Here is an 18,508-nt window from a genome sequence, read left to right on the forward strand (position 1 = left end):
CGACGGCCCAGCTCATCCCGGTCCCCCGCGGGGGCCGCCGTGGTTCCGGCGCGGGCCGGAACCCACGATGTGGACAGTGTGAGTTCTCTCTCCAGCGGTCTTTCACAATGTGACGCGCTTCCCACCCTCGCGGCCCGATCCGAGCGACGACGGACACCCGGGGTTAGGTATAGCTAACCTAACTACTGGAGATTTCCATGTCTTTGTCCCGTCGGCGCTGGCTCGCCGTCTCCCTCGGCGCCGCCCTGCTGGCTGTCGCCGGCTGCACCACCACCGGCACCGAGGTGGACACCGCCGCCCCGGACAGCAGCGCCGCCGCCCAGTTCCCGGTCACGGTCACCACCGCGTTCGGCGACGTCACCATCGAGAAGCAGCCGCAGCGTGTCGTCGCCCTGGGCTGGAGCGACGCCGAGACCGCGCTCGCCCTCGGCGTGCAACCGGTCGGCGCGTCCGACTGGCTGGCCTTCGGCGGCGACGGCCAGGGCGTGTGGGCACAGGGCCGCTACACGACCGCACCGAAGATCCTCGGCACCCTCGAGCTCGACATGGAGCAGATCGCCGCCCTGCAGCCCGACCTGATCCTGGACACCCGCTCCAGCGGCAAGCAGGACCGGTACGACCTGCTCAAGGGTCTCGGCGTTCCGGTCGTCGGCATCCCGGCCGGCCGCGAGTCGTACCTGACCACCTGGTCGGAGCAGCTCGACCTGGTCGGCAAGGCGCTCGGCAGGACCACCGAGGCCGCGGCGCTCAAGACCGATCTGGACAAGCGCTTCACCGACGCCGCGGCGGCCAACCCGCAGTTCGCCGGCAAGACCACCGCGCTGGTCAGCCGCACCAAGACCGCGTACGGCGCCTACGTCAACAGCAACCGGTTCGAGTTCATGCAGAAGCTCGGCTTCGTCATCCCGCCGGCGCTCGACAAGATCCGGGGTGAGAACTTCTCGGTGCCGATCTCGGCCGAGCAGCTCGACCTGCTCGACGCGGACCTCGACGTGGTCTTCATGATCGGCACGACCAAGCAGGACCTCCTCGACGACAAGCTGTTCCAGGCCGTCCCGTCGGTCAAGGCCGGTCACGTGGTCTACCTCGAGGACAAGACCATCTCCACCGCGTTCGCCAGCGCCTCGGTCCTCGGTCTGCGGCACGCGATCGACAAGGCCGTCCCGCTCTTCGCCGCCGCCGTCGCCAGTTGACGAACGGCCGTACACGGACCGCCGGGTTCGTGGTGCTCCTGCTCGTGCTCGCGGGAGTCACGGTGCTCAGTGTCACCGTCGGCTCCCGCGGCCTGCCGCCCGGCACCGTCTGGGCGGCGCTGACGCACCACGACCCGGCCCTTCGTGATCACCTCATCGTCAGCGAGGTGCGCGTTCCGCGTACCCTCGTCGGTCTCCTCGCCGGTGCGGCCCTCGGCCTCGCCGGCGCCGTCGTGCAGGGCGTCACCCGTAACCCGCTCGCCGACCCGGGCATCCTCGGCGTCAACGCCGGGGCCGCCCTGTTCGTGGTGATCGGCATCAGTGTCTTCGGGCTCACCGACCTCATCGGGTACGTGTGGTTCGGCTTCGCCGGCGCCGCCGTGGCCGCCGTCCTGGTGTACCTGATCGGCTCGCTCGGCTCCGGCGGCGCGACCCCGGTGAAGATCGCCCTGTCCGGCGCCGCCCTGTCCGCGGCGCTCGGCTCGGCGACGACCGCCGTACTGCTCACCGACACCGACACGTTCGAGCAGTTCCGGCTCTGGCAGGTCGGCTCCCTGGCCGGGCGCGGCCCCGAGATCGCCGCGCAGGGCCTGCCGTTCCTGCTCGCCGGGGCGGTCCTCGCGATGGCCAGCGCCCGGGTGCTCAACGCGCTCGGAATGGGCGACGACGTCGCCGTCTCCTGGGGACAGAACGTGCACGCCGGGCGGATCCTGTGCGCCACCGCCGTGGTGCTGCTCTGCGGGGCGGCGACCGCGATGGCCGGGCCGATCGGCTTCGTCGGCCTGGTCGTCCCGCACATCGCCCGGATCGTCACCGGGCCGGACCACCGGTGGCTCCTGCCGTACGCCATGGTCCTGGCCCCGATCCTGCTGCTGGCCGCCGACGTCGCCGGCCGGATCGTCGCCCGCCCCGGCGAGGTCCAGGTCGGCATCGTCACCGCGGTGATCGGCGCACCGGTGTTCGTCGCCCTGGCCCGCCGCCGACGACTGGCGGAATTGTGACCGGCGGGGACGCGGCGCACCCCCGCCCACGACGGAGCCCCGCGGTGACCGGCGTGGTCGCGGCACACCGCCGCGCGGAACAGCGACGGGCCACCACGGCGACCCTTGCCACGGGTACGGCCGTGCTGGCCGTGTTCCTGCTGACCCTCTCCTACGGCGAGTTCCAGGTGTCGCTCCCCGACGTCGTCAAGTCCCTGACCGGGACCGGGCTGCCGGCCGTCGACTACATCGTGCACACCGTCCGGCTGCCCCGGGCGCTCACCGCCCTGCTCGTCGGGTTGGCGTTCGGACTGTCCGGGGCGATCTTCCAGCGGCTGGTGCGCAACCCACTGGCCAGTCCGGATGTGATCGGGGTCAGCGCCGGGGCGAGCACCGCCGCGGTCACCGCGATGATCGTGTTCGGCGCGGGCGGCCTGCTCGTCAGCGTCGCCGCGCTCACCGGGGCGATCCTCACGGCGACCGTCATCTATCTGCTCTCGTGGCGGTCCGGTGTGGGCGGTTACCGGCTGGTGCTGGTCGGCATCGGGATCGGCGCCGGACTGTCCAGCGTCACGTCGTTCCTGATGACCCGCGCGGACGTCCGGGTGGCGCAGGAGGCCCTGTTCTGGCTGACCGGAAGCGTCACGGGACGAACGTGGGGACACGTCCAGCCGCTCGCGGTGGAGCTGCTCGTGCTCGTACCCCTGTGCCTGGTTCTGGGTCGTGCCCTGAACGGCCTGCAACTCGGCGACGACCTGGCGCGGGCACTCGGCTGGCGCGTCGAGGCGACGCGACTGGGCCTGCTGCTGGGCGGGGTGCTGCTCGCCGGGGCGGCCACCGCGGCGGCCGGGCCGGTGGCGTTCGTGGCGTTCGTGTCCGGACCGATCGCGGCCCGGCTGGTCGGCGGCGGACGGCCCGCACTGCCGGCCTCCGCACTGGTCGGCGCCCTCGTGCTGCTGGTCGCCGACTTCATCGGGGCGCATCTGCTCGGCGACGTGCAGTTCCCGGCCGGGGTGATCACCGGCGTCGTCGGGGCGCCCTATCTGCTGTGGCTGCTCGCCACCGCCAACAGAAGGGGACACCAGTGACCACGTTACGGTCCGAGAAACTCAGCCTCGGCTACGGCGAGCGACGGGTCGTGGACGACCTCAGCCTCGACGTGCCCACCGGAGAGATCACGATGATCGTCGGGCCGAACGCCTGCGGGAAGTCGACGTTCCTGCGTGGACTGGCGCGGCTGCTGTCGCCGCAGGCCGGGTCGGTGCTGCTGGACGGCCGTGCCCTGCACGACACGCCGAGCCGGGAGATCGCCGTGAAACTCGGCATCCTCCCGCAGGGGCCGATCGCACCGGACGGCATCACGGTGGGTGACCTGGTCGGCCGGGGACGGCACCCGCACCAGGGCCTGTTCCGCCGCTGGAACGCCACCGACGACGAGGCGGTCACCCAGGCCCTCACCGCGACCGGGACACTCGACCTGACCGCACGGGCGGTCGACGAGCTCTCCGGCGGCCAGCGGCAGCGGGTGTGGATCGCCATGGCGCTCGCCCAGCGCACCGGCGTGCTCCTGCTCGACGAACCGACGACCTACCTGGACGTGAGCCACCAGGTGGAGGTCCTCGACCTGCTCACCGACCTGAACCGGCGGGACGCCACCACGATCGTCGCGGTGCTGCACGACCTGAACCTGGCCTGCCGGTACGCCGACCACCTCGTCGTGATGAAATCCGGTCACGTCGTCACCGCCGGAGTGCCCACCGAGATCCTCACCGAGGAGGTGGTCGCCGAGGTGTTCGGCATGCCGTGCCGGATCGTCGCGGATCCGGTCTCCGCGACACCGATGGTGGTCCCGATCGGCCGCCACCACAACGCCACCGGCCGGGAGGACACGTGACGGACATCCGGATCACCACCGAGGAGCAGCTGCGGGAACTCGTCGAACCGCCGCACCCGCACATCCGCGACAAGGCGCTCACCGTGATCGACGAGGAGACGGCACGGTTCCTGGCCGCGTCCACGTTCTTCGTCCTGGCGACGACCGGCGCCGACGGCTCGATGGACGTCTCCCCGCGCGGCGAGACCCCCGGCGGCGTCCAGGTCCTCGACGACCGAACCGTGGCCTTCGTGGACCGGCCCGGCAACCGCCGCCTGGACAGCTTCCGCAACATCCTGCAGCACCCGCGGGTGGGCATGCTGTTCATCGTCCCCGGCATGCGCGAGTGCGTCCGGCTCAACGGCGTCGCGACCCTGTTGCGCGACCCGTCGTTCGCCCCGGCCGGCGTCCGGGGCACCGCGATCGGCGTCACGGTCGCGGTGCAGGAGATGTTCGTCCACTGCGGCCAGGCGTTGCGGCGCTCGTCGCTCTGGGACCCGGCCGGATGGCCGGAGGCCGCGATCGTCCCCAGCCCGGCCGACCTGATCGCCGGTCAGCGCCGCCTCCGCCCGTCCCACGCCGAGGCCTGACAGCGATGTCTTGCTATGTCGGGGGACAGATGCGGCGCAGGGGCAGCGCGTCACCGACCGCCTCGGCCCACTCGGCCGGGGTGAGGTCGCGCCCTGCGATCCGGCAGGCGGCCCCGACCCAGGCGCCGTCGTCCAGCTGCCACTGAGCGACGCCGTCGAGATGTCCCACCGCGAGCTGGAATCCGGGCGCTCCGGGCCGGGTCGCGAGGCTGTTCGCCTGCCAGCGCGGGCCAGGCAGCGGTCCCATCGTCAGGGTCCGGGTCGTCAGGTCCCAGAGTTGTACGTCGGCGCCGGTCTCCCCGTCGGCCCACGTGCTGCCGGAGACCAGCGTCGTGCCGTCCGCGTCGAAGGCGAGCGAGGTGACGCCCCGTCCGGACGGTCCGGGCAGCGGCTCGCCGGCCACCCGCCCGCGCGCCGCGTCGAGCAGGTGGATCGCGTCGACGATCTCCGTGCCGCCCTCGCCCCAGTCCGAACGGTCGGTCCCGGCCACCAGCAGGTCGCCGGGGCCGAAGGCGAGCGCCGTCACCCGGGCCTGCTGCGGCAGAGTGATGTCCGGGCCGTGCCGGGTGCCGTCGGCGAGGTTCCAGAGCTCGACCGCGCCGATCTGGCCGACGGCCAGCACCCGGCCGTCCCGGCTGACCGCCATGCTGCTGGTCTCCGGACCGACCGGGAACCGCCGAACCTCCCGGCCGGTCACCGGGTCGACGACACCGACCCCGGCCCCGGCGTCGTCCTCCCCTTCGGAGAAGACCACGACCAGCAGGCCGTCCGGGGTGAACACCGCGCCGTGCAGCCAGGTGCCGTACCGGAGTGTGGCGCGAACCCGGCCACCGGCTTCGACGTCGATCAGGGACAACACTCCCCAGATGCTGGACAGCGCGCCGGTCGTGAGGCTCTCCCCGTCGACGCCGCCGGCCGCCAGCAGCCGCCCGTCCGGGCTGTAGGCGACCGTCGAGACGCCCCGGGCGAGATCCATCGGATAGTCGGCGACCCGGGCGCCGGTGTCCGGGTCCCACACCGAGGCGGCACCGACCTCACCGACGGCCAGGCGCGCGCCGTCCGGCCGGTACGCCACCGCGATCGCCTCCGCCGCCCGTCCCACCGGCCGCCGGATCAGCGTCTCCGGCAGCGCGGTCGCCACGCCCGGCAGCCGCCACACCAGGGCGTTTCCGTCGGCGTCGGCGGTGAGCATCGTCCGGCCGTCCGCGGCGACCGACACGGCGGTGATGTCGGCCCGGTGGCCGGTGAACACCCGGCTCTCCCGGCCGTCGGCCACGCCCCAGGCCCGCAGCGCCCGGTCGTCGCCGACCGTGACGAGTGTGCCGCCGCCCGGTGTCAGGACGGCCGAAGTCGGCAGGTTGCCGCCGTCGCTCTGGTTCGGCACCACCCGGGGCGCCCCCGCCGGTGTCCACGTCCCGGTCCGCCAGGTGCGGACGGCCGGCGACGCCGCCGGTGTCGGCTCGTCCGGATAGGGCGTGCTGGTGCCGCTGGCCGTGCGCAGGGTCCGGCCGTCCGCCGTGAAGGTCAGGTCCTCCACCTCGTCCGGGTGCCGCGTCCGGTCCGTGGTGACCCGCCGGACCGATCCGTCCCTGACACCCAGGACGAAGACCTCGCCGAAGTGGCTGCCCACCGCGACGGTCGTCCGGTCCGGACCGATCGCGACGCTGCTGATGACCTCGTCGTTGCGGATCCGGAGCTGCCCGGTCCGCTCACCGGTGGCGGTGTCCCAGATCCCGACCGTGTCGCAGACCGTCGTCTCCGTCACGTCCTCCGAGACGAGGCAGAGCGCGGCGGCGAGCAGCGTGCTGTCGTCGCTGAACCGCAGCGCCGTGACAGACCGGCCGCCGGTGTCCAACGGTCGTGCCGTCGTGGCGACGGACCGGGTCAGGGCGAGACCCTCGCCGCCCAGCGCGAGCATCCGGCCGTCCGGGCTGAACGCGACCTCGGTGACGTCCCGGCCGGCCCCGGCCAGTGGCGCTCCGGCCGGGGCGCCGCCGGGCACCCGCCACCGCTGGACGGTCTGCGCACTTGCCGGTCCGCCGCCGGCGGAACGGGCGTCGACAGCAGGATCGCCCAAGGGCAGGTCGTCGTCCCCGGTGACGGTCACCGCCGTCCGCCCGTCGGGGCTGATCGCCGCCGCCCGTACCGGCACCGCGCCGGGGTGCAGATAGCCCACCAGGTCGTCGCGCCCCACCAGCGAATCGCGTAGCGCCTCCCGGGACTGCCGGGTCGGCTCGAGCCGGTGACTGTGCGCGGCCAGCAGCAGCGACCGGTCCGGCTGGGCCGTCCGGTAGGTGCCGGCGAACGCCGCGAGCGCCCGGGACCCCGCGACCCGGGACTGGGCGATCGCCTCGTCGCGCTGCCGGACCGCGACCACCGCCGCCGTGCCGGCCAGCAGCGTCAGCACCGACAGCACCGCGCCGACCGCCACGACCGTCCGGCGTGCCCGGGCGCGCCGCCGCAGGTGCTCGCCGATCAGGCTGTCCTTGCTGCGCCCCTGGATCGGCGCGGCGAACTCGGCGACCACGTCACCCAGGCTGAGCCCGGCGGGCTGGGCATCCGGCCCGGTGGCCCGCAGCCGCCGCAGGTCGATCCAGTGCGGCTCCTCGGCGAAGGCGCCGGCCAGCGACGCGGGCACGGCGGTGCTCAGCGGCTGGGCGAATCCGCCGCCGTCCCAGTGCAGGTCGCCGCCGGTCACCGCGATCAGGATCCGCTCCACCGGCCGGTTCGCGGTCCACCAGTCGATCTCGCGCCGCACCCAGGGTGACCCGGCGGATTCCGGTGAGGCCATCAGGATCAGCCAGTCGGATCGGCCCAGCGCCTGCTCGATCGTCGACCAGAGTCCCGGGGAGGCGGCCAGGTCGGTGGCGTCACGGAAGACCCGCAGCACCCGGCCGCGGTACCACGGACCGGCGAACCGCTCCAACTCGGACTGCAGCGCCCGGGCGACGGCGGTGTCGGCCCGGTGGCTGTAGGAGATGAAGGCGTCGTAGCGCTCGGCGGACGGAATGGCGCGCTGCCGCGGGACGGGCAGTCGGAAAGACATCACCGGATTGTCGCCGTGATCACACGCATCGCTGACAGCCGTCACTCGCCAGGATGAAGCCCGAATGAAACCGGAGGGGAGCCTTTGATGAAGCCGCGCCGGAAATTAGGGCGCCGCTGCGAATTCCACGGGGGGAGAACTCGCAACGGCGTTGGCCGTACGCTAACCGACCCGGGACGCCACGTCCAGTCGTGCAGACCAGACCGGCACAGGAACCTCAGCGCGGCAGCGGGGACCGCCGACCGGCGGCGGCCACACGATCAGAGGCGTCCCGTTCGGGACGCCCACGACACCACATGGTCAGAAACGGCCAAGGCCGGCGGTGGGAGCCGGTCAGACGGCGTCCGGCAGCTTGATGTCGTCGACGCGCACGTCGCAGTTGTTGACGTGCAGCCCGTACCCCTCGACCGCCTCGATGATCCGCTTGCGGACGGTGGCGGTGATCTCCTCGACCACCTTGCCGGCCTCGATCACCAGGACCACCTTGAGGTCCACATCGGTGCCGTCGACCCGCGCCGACACCCCACGGGTGGCGTCACCGACCTTGTCCAGGCCGATCCGGTCGAGGACCGCGTTGAAGAAGCGGGCGACGTCACCGCCGAGCTCGGCGACACCGGGCACCGACAGAGCCGCGGCGACGGCCAGTTTCTCGACCACCTCACGCTCGAATTTGGTCTCTCCGCGGTAAGCCGCGACCTCGATCACCCCGGCGCCACCGTGCTGCGGTGGCACCGAAGGGACAATGGCCGAAATGCGGAACTCCTGTGTGCGTTCCGGGTGGAACTCCGTCTCGTCACCCATGTTCAGCCCCTACTTCGATCCCCAGTGACAACAGCGAGTCGCAAGCGACTCCGCGCGAGCCTACTGGACGAAGTCTCGCGTTTCACCTGCGATGGCCGTCACCCCGTTTCCCTGGCACCCTGTGACGATGGACATCGATGTCATGCGTACGCGTTTCGCCGAGGTGCGTGCCGCCGGCGGAACGGTGGCCCCGGACGAGCTGGACGAGTGGTGGGCCGCCTGCGCGACGGTTCGCCCCGAGGACATCCTCGGGGCGTGGCGCGGCAGCGAATTCGTCAGTGGACACTCCTTCGAGGGGCGCCTGGCCCGGGCCCGCTGGCACGGCAAGACGTTCACCTCACTGACCGACGTGGCGCCGATCGTCTGCCGCCGCGACGACGGTGAACTGTTCGCCGACACCGAACTGGCCAAGGGCGGCGCCAGTCTGTGGACGGTCGAATTCCGGGGCGAGTCGACGGCCACCATGATCTACGACGGTCAGCCGGTTCTCGACCATTTCAAGAGAGTCGACGAGGGTACGCTGCTGGGCGTCATGAACGGCAAGGGTGTCCAGGACGCCGGCCGCCACTACTACTTCGTCCTCGAGCGCGACTGACGTGCTCATCGAGGCAGCGCTGGTGGAGTCGCCCGGCGGACCGTTCACCCCGCGCGAGGTGGAGATCGAGGCGCCGCGTTCCGACGAGGTGCTGGTGCGGCTCGCCGCGGCCGGGATCTGCCACACCGACCTGACGATGCGGCGGTCGTGGCGCCCGGAGCTCCTGCCGATGGTGTTCGGGCACGAGGGCGCGGGCGTGGTGGAGGCGGTCGGTTCCGGGGTGACCACGGTGGCGCCCGGCGATCCGGTGTGCCTGACGTTCCGCAGCTGCGGAACGTGTCCGCAGTGCCGGGGCGGGCATCCGGCGTACTGCCTGCGCAGTGATCTGAACATGCGCGGGGTCCGGGCGGACGGCAGCAGCCCGCTGTCCCGGGACGGGTCCACGGTGTTCGGCAACTTCTTCGGGCAGTCCAGTTTCGCGACGTTCGCTCTCGCGTACGAGAGGAACACCGTGCCCCTGACCGCCGGGGTCTCCCCGGTCCTGGCCGCACCGCTGGGGTGTGGGGTGCAGACCGGCGCGGGGACCGTGCTGAACACGCTGGACGCCGAGCCGGGCATGTCGCTGATCGTCTTCGGTGCGGGTGGTGTCGGGCTGAGCGCGGTGATGGCGGCGGTCGCGGTCGGCTGTGCGGTGATCGTGGTGGATCCGGTGCCGGCCCGCCGGACCCTGGCGTGCGAGCTGGGGGCGGCCGACGCGCTGGACCCGGCGACGCCCGGCCTGGTGCGGGAGCTGCGGCGGCTGACCGGTGGCGGGGCGCACCACGCGATCGACACCACCGGGCGGGGCGAGGTGATCGGGCAGGCCGTCGGCACGGTGCGGCGGCGCGGCACGCTGGCGCTGGTCGGGATGGGCGGGCGGGCCGAGGTCGACATCATGACGGTGCTGACCAACGGGATCCGGGTGCGCGGGGTGGTCGAGGGCGACGCGGTGCCGTCGGACTTCCTGCCGAAACTGATCGATCTGCACCGGCGGGGGCTGTTGCCGGTGCAGCGGCTGGTCACGGAGTACCCCTTCGCGGAGATCGAGACGGCGGCCCGGGACGCGGCGGCCGGCCGGGTGATCAAACCAGTGCTTACCTTCGGTTGACCAGGTCCGAAAGACCCTGTCGCTAGCCGGGCCGCCGACGTGTCATGGAGTCGTGCGCAGGAAGATTGTGATCGGGTACGACGGCTCACCCGGGGCCCGCGCCGCGTTCGGCTGGGCCCTCGACGAGGCGGAACGCGCCGGTGCGCCGGCCGAGCTGGTCCAGGCGGATCAGTGGCCGTTACAGGCGGCCGGACCGTCGCCGATGGAGCATCTGTCCGACGACGCGGTGCTCACCGCCCGGCGGACGCATCCCGGTGTGCCGGTGACCGTCACCACCGTGCGGGCACATCCGACGACCGCCCTGATCGGGGTCTCCGGTGATGCGGGGCTGGTGGTGCTCGGTGGTCGCGGGCACGGCGCGGTCGCCGGCCTGCTCGGGTCGGTCGGGTCGGCGGTCAGCGCGAGCGCCCGCTGCCCGGTGGTGGCGGTCCGCGGCGACTCGGCCCGGTTCGCCCCGGTCGTCGCCGGCATCGACGGCTCCCGGCGGTCGGCGCGGGTGGTGCGGTTCGCCGCGGCCCAGGCCGTCGCGCACGGGGTGCCGTTGCGGGTGCTGCACGTCCGGCCGGGTGCCTGGGAGGACACGCCACTGGATCATCTGGTGCGGTCGACGCACCGGGAGTTCCCGGAGCTGCCGATCGAGGCGGAGATCGTGGACGGCGACCCGGCCGCTGCGCTGACCGCTGCCGGGCGGTCGGCGCAACTGCTGGTGGTGGGCGGCAGCCGGGACGCCCGGCGCGGCCTGCTGCTGGACTCGGTCAGTCAGCATCTGATGCGCCATGCGACCTGTACGGTCGCGGTCGTTCCCCTTCTCCAATATGGATCTCCGGACTAGGCTGCGGTCATGCGGCTCGGTGTGACACTCCCCCAGACCAGTCACCGTTACGACCTGGCGAAGGACGTCACCGCGTTCGCCCGCGCCGCCGAGGAGATCGGCTTCGACAGCCTGTGGGCCTATGAGCGGATCCTCGCCCCGGTCGACTCCAGCGGCGAGCACGGCCTCTACGGGATCCCGGACGTGCCGTGGCCGGACGCCTACGCGCACACCACCGACGCGCTGGTCACCCTGACCCTGGCGGCGGCCGTGACCGACCGGGTCGAGCTGGGCACCGGGGTGCTCATCCCCGGCCTGCACCTGCCGATGCGCCTGGCCCGCAGCATCGCCGCGCTGGACGCCGCGTCCGGCGGCCGGGTGATCGCAGGCTTGGGCAGCGGCTGGTCGATCGACGAGTTCGCCGCGACCGCGCCCCGCCCGATCGCCGAGCGCGGCGCCGCCCTCGACGAGTTCCTGGACATCGCCGGTGAGGTGTGGGGTCCCGACCCGGTGTCCTACACGACCGAGCGTTACCAGCTGGTGCCGAGCGCGGTGAACCCGAAACCGGCTCGCCGGGTGCCGGTCTTCCTGGCCGCGGGCAACCGCCGCTCGTGGAGCCGGCTGGCCCGGCGCGCGGACGGCTGGCTGCCGTTCAGCGACTCCCCCGAGCAGGTCAGCAAGCGTCTGGACGCGCTGCGCGCGGAGGCGGTCGAGGCCGGCCGTGACCCGTCGGAGATCGGCTGCATCTTCCAGGTCACGCCGCGCGGGCTGGCCGAGGTCCCGTCGGCCGGACGCGAGCCGTACACCGGGAGTCTCCGCCAGGTGGTCGAGGACGTCGCGGCGCTGGGCGAGGCCGGTGTGGATCACGCCTATGTGACGCTGGCGTCGCTGGCCGGCAGCCTCAGCGAGCTGGTCGACCTGTCCGGAGAATGGTATGCGGAGGCAAAGGCGGCGGGCCTGACCGACAGTCCGGAAACCGCGAAGGAATAGTCAGGACAGTGCGAGGAACAGCTTCTCCAGCTCGTCCTCGGTGAGTGGGGGCTCCTCGCCGCGCTCGCGGGCCGCGGTGCAGTGCCGCATGCCGGTGGCGATGATTTTGAAACCGGCCCGGTCGATCGCGCTGGAGACCGCCGCCAGCTGGGTCAGGACCTGCTTGCAGTCCTCGCCGTCCTCCATCATGGCGATGACCGCGCCGAGCTGACCGTGCGCCCGCTTCAGACGGACCATCGCGTCCTTGAGCCGGCTCGGATCCATCCCCACGTGCGCTGCTCCTCAGGTGTGCCGACCGTCCGCCACGGTCGGCACAACATACCCCAGGGGGTATCCGGGGGCCAAAAACCTCAGGCCCCGGGCACCGTCAGCACGTCCCAGGCGGTGGCTTCCTTCCAGGTGCAGGAGTTCTGCACGACCGGCGCCTCGGTCCGCGACGACTCGCCCTCCACGGTCAGGCACATGTCGCTGTAGTACACCCGCAGCGTCGCCTCGGTGTCCTTCTCGGAGTACGGCTGGTCGACGTAGAAGCGCTGGCGATCGGCCACCTCGCACGGTTTCACCTGCAGCTCGGCCTCCTGGTCCAGGGCGGTCTTCGCGGGCAGTTCGAGGCAGCGCTCGGTGCCGGCGAGCTGGATCTGGCTGCCGGCGCCGTCGATGTCGACCGCCACCCACTGCTGCTCCGGCGCACCGGTCAGGTTGTGCTGGTAGACGCGGCCCTGGTACGTCTCGACGGCGAGCCCGGTCAGCTTGTTGCGCAGCACGAACGGGGTGCCGATGGTGAGCGCCTGCGGCTCGAGCCCTCCCGCCGGCTTCTCAGCAGGCGCGGGCGCCACCGAAGTGGGCGCGGCGGGGGCGGCGGGAGCGGCAGGGGCGGCGGACTCACTTCCGTCCGTCGCCACCAGAACAACGGCGGCGGCGGCAGCAATCGCGAAACCCGCCACCAACGGCCAGATCCACATTCGCCCCCGACCGGTCGATTCCAATTGCTGAGACACGAAAGAGCCTTTCCGTCCTGAGGGGAATCGCATTAAGCAGTTCTGGAAACCTTCTTGTCAAATCCGCTGAACAAGCCGGATCGGCGTCAGGAAGCGGCGGCCAGCGGCGCCCGGGTGACGATTCCCAGCACGCCGGTGTCCAGCCGGCCGTCCGGGTGCAGGGTGAATTCCCAGCGCGCACCGGCCGCCCCGCCGAACGCGACCACGGACCATCCGTCGCGTCCCGGCGCGGCGACCACCTCGGCCAGGGCCGCGGCGACACGGGCCTGCGGCGGCTCGGCCAGGATGACCACTCCGGACGGGGTGCCGGCTTCCGGCGTACCCAAGGAATCGAGGGCCGCGGCAGCGTCCCGGACCGCGACCGCACCGCCGGGGCCGTCCGCACCGAACCCGGCCGCGACCAGCGGAACCTTGGCCGACCAGGCGTTGGCGGACAGCTCGGCGAGCCAGGTGCGGGCCAGCGTCCGCAGGGCCGGTCCGGGACCGGTGACCGCCACGATGCCGTGGCACTGCCCGAGGTCGAGCAGGATGCGGGTGTCGTCGACCGCCCCCAGGCTGACCAGCCGCCGGTCCGGCACCGGGACGGCCAGGTCGACCGGCGCGGCCTGCAGCGCGAGGAAGGCCGCGGTCCAGACCCGGCCGTTCTCGCTGGCGGTCCAGGGTTCCGCGGGCCGGTCGTCCGGCACGGCCAGGCGCAGCACCACGCGGGCGGGGTCGACCTCGGCGACGGCGAGGGCGGGGAACGGCCGGCCGGTCTGCCGGCACGCGGTGGCGAGGACGCGCAACACCCGGTCGACGGCCCAGGCACCCATCGGATCGAGCGGTCCGACTGTCGGTTGTCCGACACCGCGGGTCGCTGCGGGTGCCCGGAGAAGGAGGGGGCCGGTCATGTCGTCGGGCAGCGGCGCGGCCGGGCGACGGCGCCGCGAGCGGGCGATGTCCAGCGCCGCCACCAGCGGCAGGACGACCACGCCGAGCACGATCGCGGCGATCAGGACGATCCGCCAGCCGTCCGGGACGCTGGCCGCCGCGGCCAGCGGCGAGTCGATCAAGGGCATGGAAGAGTCCTCACAGACGGTCACAAGAATGTGAATATGGTACGCATTACCGCGGCCCAAACGGGCCACCGCCTCATCGGTCATCCATCATGGATGGCCGTGCCACCCCGACGCCCAGCGGGTCGGAAAAGCTCCTGACCTGTGAGAACCGGAGAGTACGTGCGATTCTGCGTGACCGTGGTGGACCCGTTCACCGACCAGTGGACCGACCTCGTGATCACTGCGGACGGACGAAGTACCGTCAGCGACCTGACGCGAAGACTCCGAGATTTCACGGAAAGTGACATCGATCGGCTGTTCGTCGACGGCGCGCCACTCGACCCGGGATCGACACTCGTCGCGTCGTCGCTGCGGGCGGGGTCGATCGTCGGCCTCGGCGCGCCGGTCACCGGCCGGCCCGCGGAGGTGCCCGGCCTGCTGGAGATCCGGGTCACCGCCGGGCCCGCGATCGGGTCGCTGCACCGCCTGACGTCCGGTGCCGGAGACCTCGGATCCAGCGCCGGCTGCTGGATCGCCGTCACCGACCCGGCGATCCCGGCGGTCGCCGCCCGGCTGACCGTGGACGTCAGTGGACGCGCCCGGATCGAGCCGGTGCCCGGCGCCACCGTGGAACACGAGGGCGAACCGGTCGAGGGCCGGGCCCGCTGGCGGGTCGGCGAACAGGTCACCGTCGGCGCATCGGTGCTGGAACTGGCCGAGTACACGATGCCGGACGCGGTGCTGCACCACGACGAGGACGGTCTGGACGTGGCCTACAACCGGCCGCCCCGGATCCTGCCACCGGCGCGGCAGACCACGTTCCGGCTGCCCACGCCGCCGCCCGCCCCGGCGAAGACCCCGCTGCCCTGGATCGTGGCCCTGCTGCCACTGGTCGGATCGATCGCCCTGGCCGTCGTCACCGGGCACTGGATCATGCTGGTGATCGCGATCCTGAGCCCGGTCAGCCTGATCGGCAACCACCTCTTCCACCAGCGGCACGGCAAGGAGTCGTACGCCGAGAAGGTCCGCGAGTACCGCGACCACCGCGACCGCGTCGAGGCCGACGTCCGGGAGGCGGTACTCGCCGAACGCCGCGAACGCCGCTACCGCAACCCCGATCCGGCCGCGGCCTGGAGCATCGCGTCCGGGCCACGGCACCGGCTCTGGGAACGGCGCCGCCGCGACGGCGACTTCCTGCAGCTGCGGGTCGGCAGCGCGGTGCTGCCCTCGGACGTGACGGTCGAGGATCCGCAGCGCGACGAACACCGGCGGGCCACCCGGTCCAGCGCCGGAGAGGTCCCGGTGACGATCCCGCTGCGCGAACACGGCGTGGTCGGCATCGCCGGAGCCGACGACACCGCCCGCGCCCTCGGCCGGTGGGCGGTGGCGCAGACCGCGGTGCTGCACAGCCCCACCGACGTACAACTGGTGATCCTGACCGACCCGACCGGCGAGAGCAGCTGGGACTGGGTCCGCTGGCTGCCGCACACCCGAGCGTCCACCGCGGACGGCCCGGCCGTGACGATCGGCACCGACGCCGACTCGGTCAGCCGCCGGGTGGCCGAGCTTCTGGAGACCATCGTCCGCCGGTCGAACGGCCGCAGCGGCTCGCACGAGGACGAGCCGGCGATCGTGGTGGTGCTCGACGGCGCCCGGCGGCTGCGGTCGCTGCCCGGTGTGGTGCAGCTGCTCAAGGCCGGCCCGACCGTCGGCGTCCACGCGATCTGCCTCGACGACGACCACCGGCGGCTCCCGGCCGAGTGCCAGGCGGTGGTCGAGGTGACCGGCGCCGGACTGCGGGTGACCCGGACCGGCGCCGACGAACTCACCGCGGTACGCCCGGAGTACCTGGCCCCGGACTGGTGCGCCCGGGTGGCCCGGATCCTGGCCCCGCTGCGCGACATCAGCGACGAGGACGACGACTCGGTGCTGCCGTCGTCGAGCCGACTGCTCGACGTGCTCGGCCTGGAACCGCCGGCCCCGGAGGGGATCCTGGCGGGCTGGCAACTCGGCGGGCGCAGCACCTCGGCGGTGATCGGCGAGTCCTACGACGGGCCGTTCGCCATCGACCTGCGGCGCGACGGTCCGCACGGCCTGATCGCCGGCACCACCGGTTCCGGCAAGTCCGAGCTGCTGCAGACCATGGTGGCCACCCTGGCGGTGGCGAACCGGCCGGACGCGATGACCTTCGTACTCGTCGACTACAAGGGTGGCAGCGCGTTCGGCGACTGCGTCCGGTTGCCGCACACCGTCGGCATGGTCACCGACCTGGACGAACACCTGGTCCGCCGCGCCCTGGAGTCGCTCGGCGCCGAACTGCGCCGCCGCGAGCACATCCTCGCCGACGCCGGCGCCAAGGACATCGACGACTACGTGCGGACCGGGCAGACCCTGCCCCGGCTGCTGATCGTCATCGACGAGTTCGCCTCGATGGTGCGTGACCTGCCGGACTTCGTCACCGGCCTGGTCAACATCGCCCAGCGCGGGCGCTCCCTCGGTATCCACCTGCTGCTCGCCACCCAGCGCCCCGGCGGCGTGGTCTCCCCCGAGATCCGCGCCAACACCAACCTGCGGATCGCGCTGCGGGTCACCGACGCGGCCGAGAGCCAGGACGTCATCGAGTCGCCGGAGGCGTCCCGGATCGGGCAGAACACCCCGGGTCGCGCCTACGTCCGGCTCGGGCACGCGTCGCTCGTGCCGTTCCAGAGCGCCCGGGTCGGTGGCCGCCGCCCCGGGCAGAAGGCCGTCGACCTGCCCCCGCCGGACGTACAGCCGCTGACCTGGAACCGGCTGGGCCGGGCCGTGGAGATCACCACGGCGCCGGTGCGCGAGGACCGCGACGACGTCACCGACCTGCAGGAACTCGTCCGGGCGATCAGTGCGGCGGCGGCCGCGGCGGGGATCGGGCCGCAGCACAGCCCCTGGTTGCCCGCGCTGGGCACGCACCTCACCCTCCCTTCGGGGTACGCCGTCGAGGACGTCCCGTCCGAGCAGGCCCAGCGCGTCGCCACCGTCGAACTGGACGTCTTCGGTCACCTGGTCGCGGCGGGTGCGCCGCGGACCGGCCGCTCCCAGTTGCTGCGCACGATGGCCGGTTCACTGGCCGCCACGCATTCCACGGCCGACGTGCACGTCTACGGACTGGACTGCGGAAGCGGCGCCCTGTTGCCGCTGAGCGAACTGCCGCACTGCGGGGCGGTCGTGACGCGTACCCAGGTGGAACGGTCGGTGCGGCTGATCCGCCGCTTCGAGGAGGAGATCCGCCGCCGCCAGGAGGTACTGGCCACCGGACGGTTCGCCGACATCGCCGAGCAGCGCGCCGCGTCCGCACCGGAGAGCCGTCTCCCCCACCTGTTCCTGTTCCTGGACGGCTGGGAGGGTTTCCTGGCCACGCTCGGCGAACTCGACGCCGGTGTCCTCACCGACAGCATCTTCCGGTTCCTGCGCGAGGGCGCCAGCGTCGGCGTCCACCTGGTCGTCTCCGGGGACCGGTCGGTGCTGACCGGCCGGATCGCCACGCTGACCGAGGACAAGCTGGCGTTCCGGATGCCCGACCCCGGTGACATGTCGCTGATCGGCATCCCGTCCCGGCACGTACCGCAGGACATGCCGCCGGGCCGGGCGCTGCGCTCCGGTTCCGGCATCGAGATGCAGGTGGCGCTCCTCGACGGCGAGGCGAGTGGTTCCGGTCAGGCCGCGGCACTGACCCGAATCGGTCAAGCCGCGCAGGAGCGGGACGCGTCGGTGCCGGCTTCGCTGCGCCCGTTCCGGCTCGGTGAAATGCCCACCACCATCCGGTACGCGGAAATCACGCTCCCGTCGCCCGCGGCGAGACCCGGCTGGCTGCTGGTGGGCGTCGGCGGCGACCAGTTGGAGCCGCTCGGGCCGACCCTGACCGACGGCGTCCCGGCGTTCGCGGTGGGCGGCCCGCCGAAGTCCGGCCGCAGCACGGCGCTCGCCGCGATGCTGCGGTACACGCTGGACGCCGGCCGTCAGGCCATCGTCCTCGCGCCGCGGACCTCGCCGCTGCGGGAGGCCGCCGCGCATCCGGGGGTGGCCGCCCTGTTCACCGGCCCGGACGTGACGTCCGCCGCGTTCACCGAGGCGCTCGGCCGGCTCGGCCCCGGCGGGCTGATCGTGATCGACGACGCCGAGGCGCTGCGCGACGTGGACGCGGGTTCCGACCTGCGGGTGGTGCTGCGCGGCGGCGACCCGCGCGGCCTGGCCGTCGTCTTCGGCGGCACCCCGGAGGAGCTGTGTGCCGGGTTCAGCGGCTGGTTGGTCGACGCCCGCAAGTCACGGCGCGGGCTGATGCTCTCGCCGCAGAACCGCAACGACGGCGAACTGGTCGGCGCCCGGTTGCCGCGGACCGTGATCGGCCAGCCCGTCCATCCCGGCCGGGGCCTGCTCTACCTGGGCGACTCGCCGGATCCGGTAGTGGTGCAGGTGCCGTGCTGATCCGCTGTGGTGGCCGGCCGGGTGGACGGGCCGGCCACCACAGCGTTCC

At 72.7% G+C, this 18,508-nt stretch carries 15 protein-coding genes; 10 read left to right on the forward strand and 5 right to left on the reverse strand.

What is annotated here, in order from left to right:
• The first annotated feature begins 197 nt into the window (after positions 1 to 197).
• The 5 genes from WH85_RS07730 to WH85_RS07750 are packed head-to-tail and all read left to right on the forward strand — an operon-like array spanning position 198 to position 4,636.
• The gene (locus WH85_RS07730) at positions 198 to 1,193 is read left to right on the forward strand and encodes an ABC transporter substrate-binding protein (protein WP_045741029.1); all 996 of its coding nucleotides are present in this window, start codon (positions 198 to 200) and stop codon (positions 1,191 to 1,193) included.
• A gap of 29 nt (positions 1,194 to 1,222) precedes the next feature.
• Entirely contained in the window at positions 1,223 to 2,194 is a 972-nt protein-coding gene (locus tag WH85_RS07735; RefSeq protein ID WP_245673850.1) for a FecCD family ABC transporter permease, read from the forward strand.
• 44 nt (positions 2,195 to 2,238) lie between these two features.
• Positions 2,239 to 3,261 (forward strand): FecCD family ABC transporter permease, encoded by a 1,023-nt coding sequence (locus tag WH85_RS07740; RefSeq protein ID WP_045741031.1) that lies wholly within the window; start codon positions 2,239 to 2,241, stop codon positions 3,259 to 3,261.
• The gene (locus tag WH85_RS07745; RefSeq protein WP_157410880.1) at positions 3,258 to 4,067 is read left to right on the forward strand and encodes an ABC transporter ATP-binding protein; all 810 of its coding nucleotides are present in this window, start codon (positions 3,258 to 3,260) and stop codon (positions 4,065 to 4,067) included. Before WH85_RS07740 ends, WH85_RS07745 begins: the two co-directional genes overlap by 4 nt.
• Entirely contained in the window at positions 4,064 to 4,636 is a 573-nt protein-coding gene (locus WH85_RS07750) for an MSMEG_1061 family FMN-dependent PPOX-type flavoprotein (protein WP_045741033.1), read from the forward strand. Before WH85_RS07745 ends, WH85_RS07750 begins: the two co-directional genes overlap by 4 nt.
• 13 nt (positions 4,637 to 4,649) lie before the next feature.
• Here the strand turns inward: WH85_RS07750 and WH85_RS07755 are convergent, their stop codons facing one another.
• Together WH85_RS07755 and WH85_RS07760 are read right to left on the reverse strand one after the other, a co-directional pair.
• Positions 4,650 to 7,682: a toll/interleukin-1 receptor domain-containing protein gene (locus WH85_RS07755; RefSeq protein WP_045741034.1), complete on the reverse strand. Its 3,033-nt coding sequence runs from the start codon at positions 7,680 to 7,682 to the stop codon at positions 4,650 to 4,652.
• A gap of 333 nt (positions 7,683 to 8,015) precedes the next feature.
• A complete protein-coding gene (locus WH85_RS07760; protein WP_052720238.1) occupies positions 8,016 to 8,483 on the reverse strand; it encodes an Asp23/Gls24 family envelope stress response protein in 468 nt (155 codons plus the stop codon).
• Positions 8,484 to 8,610: 127 nt separating this feature from the next.
• On the opposite strand from WH85_RS07760, the gene WH85_RS07765 reads away from it, so the two are divergent.
• The 4 genes from WH85_RS07765 to WH85_RS07780 are packed head-to-tail and all read left to right on the forward strand — an operon-like array spanning position 8,611 to position 11,966.
• Positions 8,611 to 9,078, forward strand: a complete 468-nt coding sequence (locus tag WH85_RS07765; protein WP_045741172.1) for a DUF4334 domain-containing protein — start codon at positions 8,611 to 8,613, stop codon at positions 9,076 to 9,078.
• 1 nt (position 9,079) lies between these two features.
• Positions 9,080 to 10,165 (forward strand): NAD(P)-dependent alcohol dehydrogenase, encoded by a 1,086-nt coding sequence (locus tag WH85_RS07770; protein ID WP_045741035.1) that lies wholly within the window; start codon positions 9,080 to 9,082, stop codon positions 10,163 to 10,165.
• Between the two features lie 52 nt (positions 10,166 to 10,217).
• A complete protein-coding gene (locus tag WH85_RS07775; protein WP_045741036.1) occupies positions 10,218 to 10,997 on the forward strand; it encodes a universal stress protein in 780 nt (259 codons plus the stop codon).
• A gap of 9 nt (positions 10,998 to 11,006) precedes the next feature.
• A complete protein-coding gene (locus WH85_RS07780) occupies positions 11,007 to 11,966 on the forward strand; it encodes a TIGR03619 family F420-dependent LLM class oxidoreductase (protein WP_045741037.1) in 960 nt (319 codons plus the stop codon).
• On the opposite strand, the gene WH85_RS07785 is transcribed toward WH85_RS07780, so the two are convergent.
• The 3 genes from WH85_RS07785 to WH85_RS07795 form a co-directional block, all read right to left on the reverse strand.
• Positions 11,967 to 12,230, reverse strand: a complete 264-nt coding sequence (locus WH85_RS07785) for a metal-sensitive transcriptional regulator (protein ID WP_157410895.1) — start codon at positions 12,228 to 12,230, stop codon at positions 11,967 to 11,969.
• An 86-nt stretch (positions 12,231 to 12,316) separates the two neighbouring features.
• Complete coding sequence (locus tag WH85_RS52180) at positions 12,317 to 12,868, reverse strand: RICIN domain-containing protein (RefSeq protein ID WP_211275306.1); 552 nt, start codon at positions 12,866 to 12,868, stop codon at positions 12,317 to 12,319.
• A 182-nt stretch (positions 12,869 to 13,050) separates the two neighbouring features.
• On the reverse strand, positions 13,051 to 14,022 hold the full coding sequence (locus WH85_RS07795) for a hypothetical protein (RefSeq protein WP_052720240.1): 972 nt from the start codon (positions 14,020 to 14,022) through the stop codon (positions 13,051 to 13,053).
• 159 nt (positions 14,023 to 14,181) lie between these two features.
• Between WH85_RS07795 and WH85_RS07800 the strand changes: the two genes are divergently transcribed.
• Positions 14,182 to 18,459 carry a type VII secretion EssC family protein gene (locus tag WH85_RS07800; protein ID WP_045741040.1) on the forward strand — a complete coding sequence of 1,426 codons (4,278 nt, stop codon included), beginning with the start codon at positions 14,182 to 14,184 and terminating at the stop codon, positions 18,457 to 18,459.
• The last annotated feature ends 49 nt before the right edge of the window (positions 18,460 to 18,508 follow it).

This window comes from Actinoplanes rectilineatus (assembly GCF_000962825.1).
GTDB classification, from domain to species: domain Bacteria; phylum Actinomycetota; class Actinomycetes; order Mycobacteriales; family Micromonosporaceae; genus Actinoplanes; species Actinoplanes rectilineatus.

What these genes read in the sequence shown, in the direction of transcription:
- WH85_RS07730 (WP_045741029.1), top strand. Translation starts at nt 198, where the DNA reads ATGTCTTTGTCCCGTCGGCGCTGGCTCGCCGTCTCCCTCGGCGCCGCC.
- WH85_RS07755 (WP_045741034.1), bottom strand. Translation starts at nt 7,682, where the DNA reads ATGTCTTTCCGACTGCCCGTCCCGCGGCAGCGCGCCATTCCGTCCGCC.
- WH85_RS07760 (WP_052720238.1), bottom strand. Translation starts at nt 8,483, where the DNA reads ATGGGTGACGAGACGGAGTTCCACCCGGAACGCACACAGGAGTTCCGC.
- WH85_RS07765 (WP_045741172.1), top strand. Translation starts at nt 8,611, where the DNA reads ATGGACATCGATGTCATGCGTACGCGTTTCGCCGAGGTGCGTGCCGCC.
- WH85_RS07780 (WP_045741037.1), top strand. Translation starts at nt 11,007, where the DNA reads ATGCGGCTCGGTGTGACACTCCCCCAGACCAGTCACCGTTACGACCTG.
- WH85_RS07785 (WP_157410895.1), bottom strand. Translation starts at nt 12,230, where the DNA reads ATGGATCCGAGCCGGCTCAAGGACGCGATGGTCCGTCTGAAGCGGGCG.
- WH85_RS07795 (WP_052720240.1), bottom strand. Translation starts at nt 14,022, where the DNA reads ATGCCCTTGATCGACTCGCCGCTGGCCGCGGCGGCCAGCGTCCCGGAC.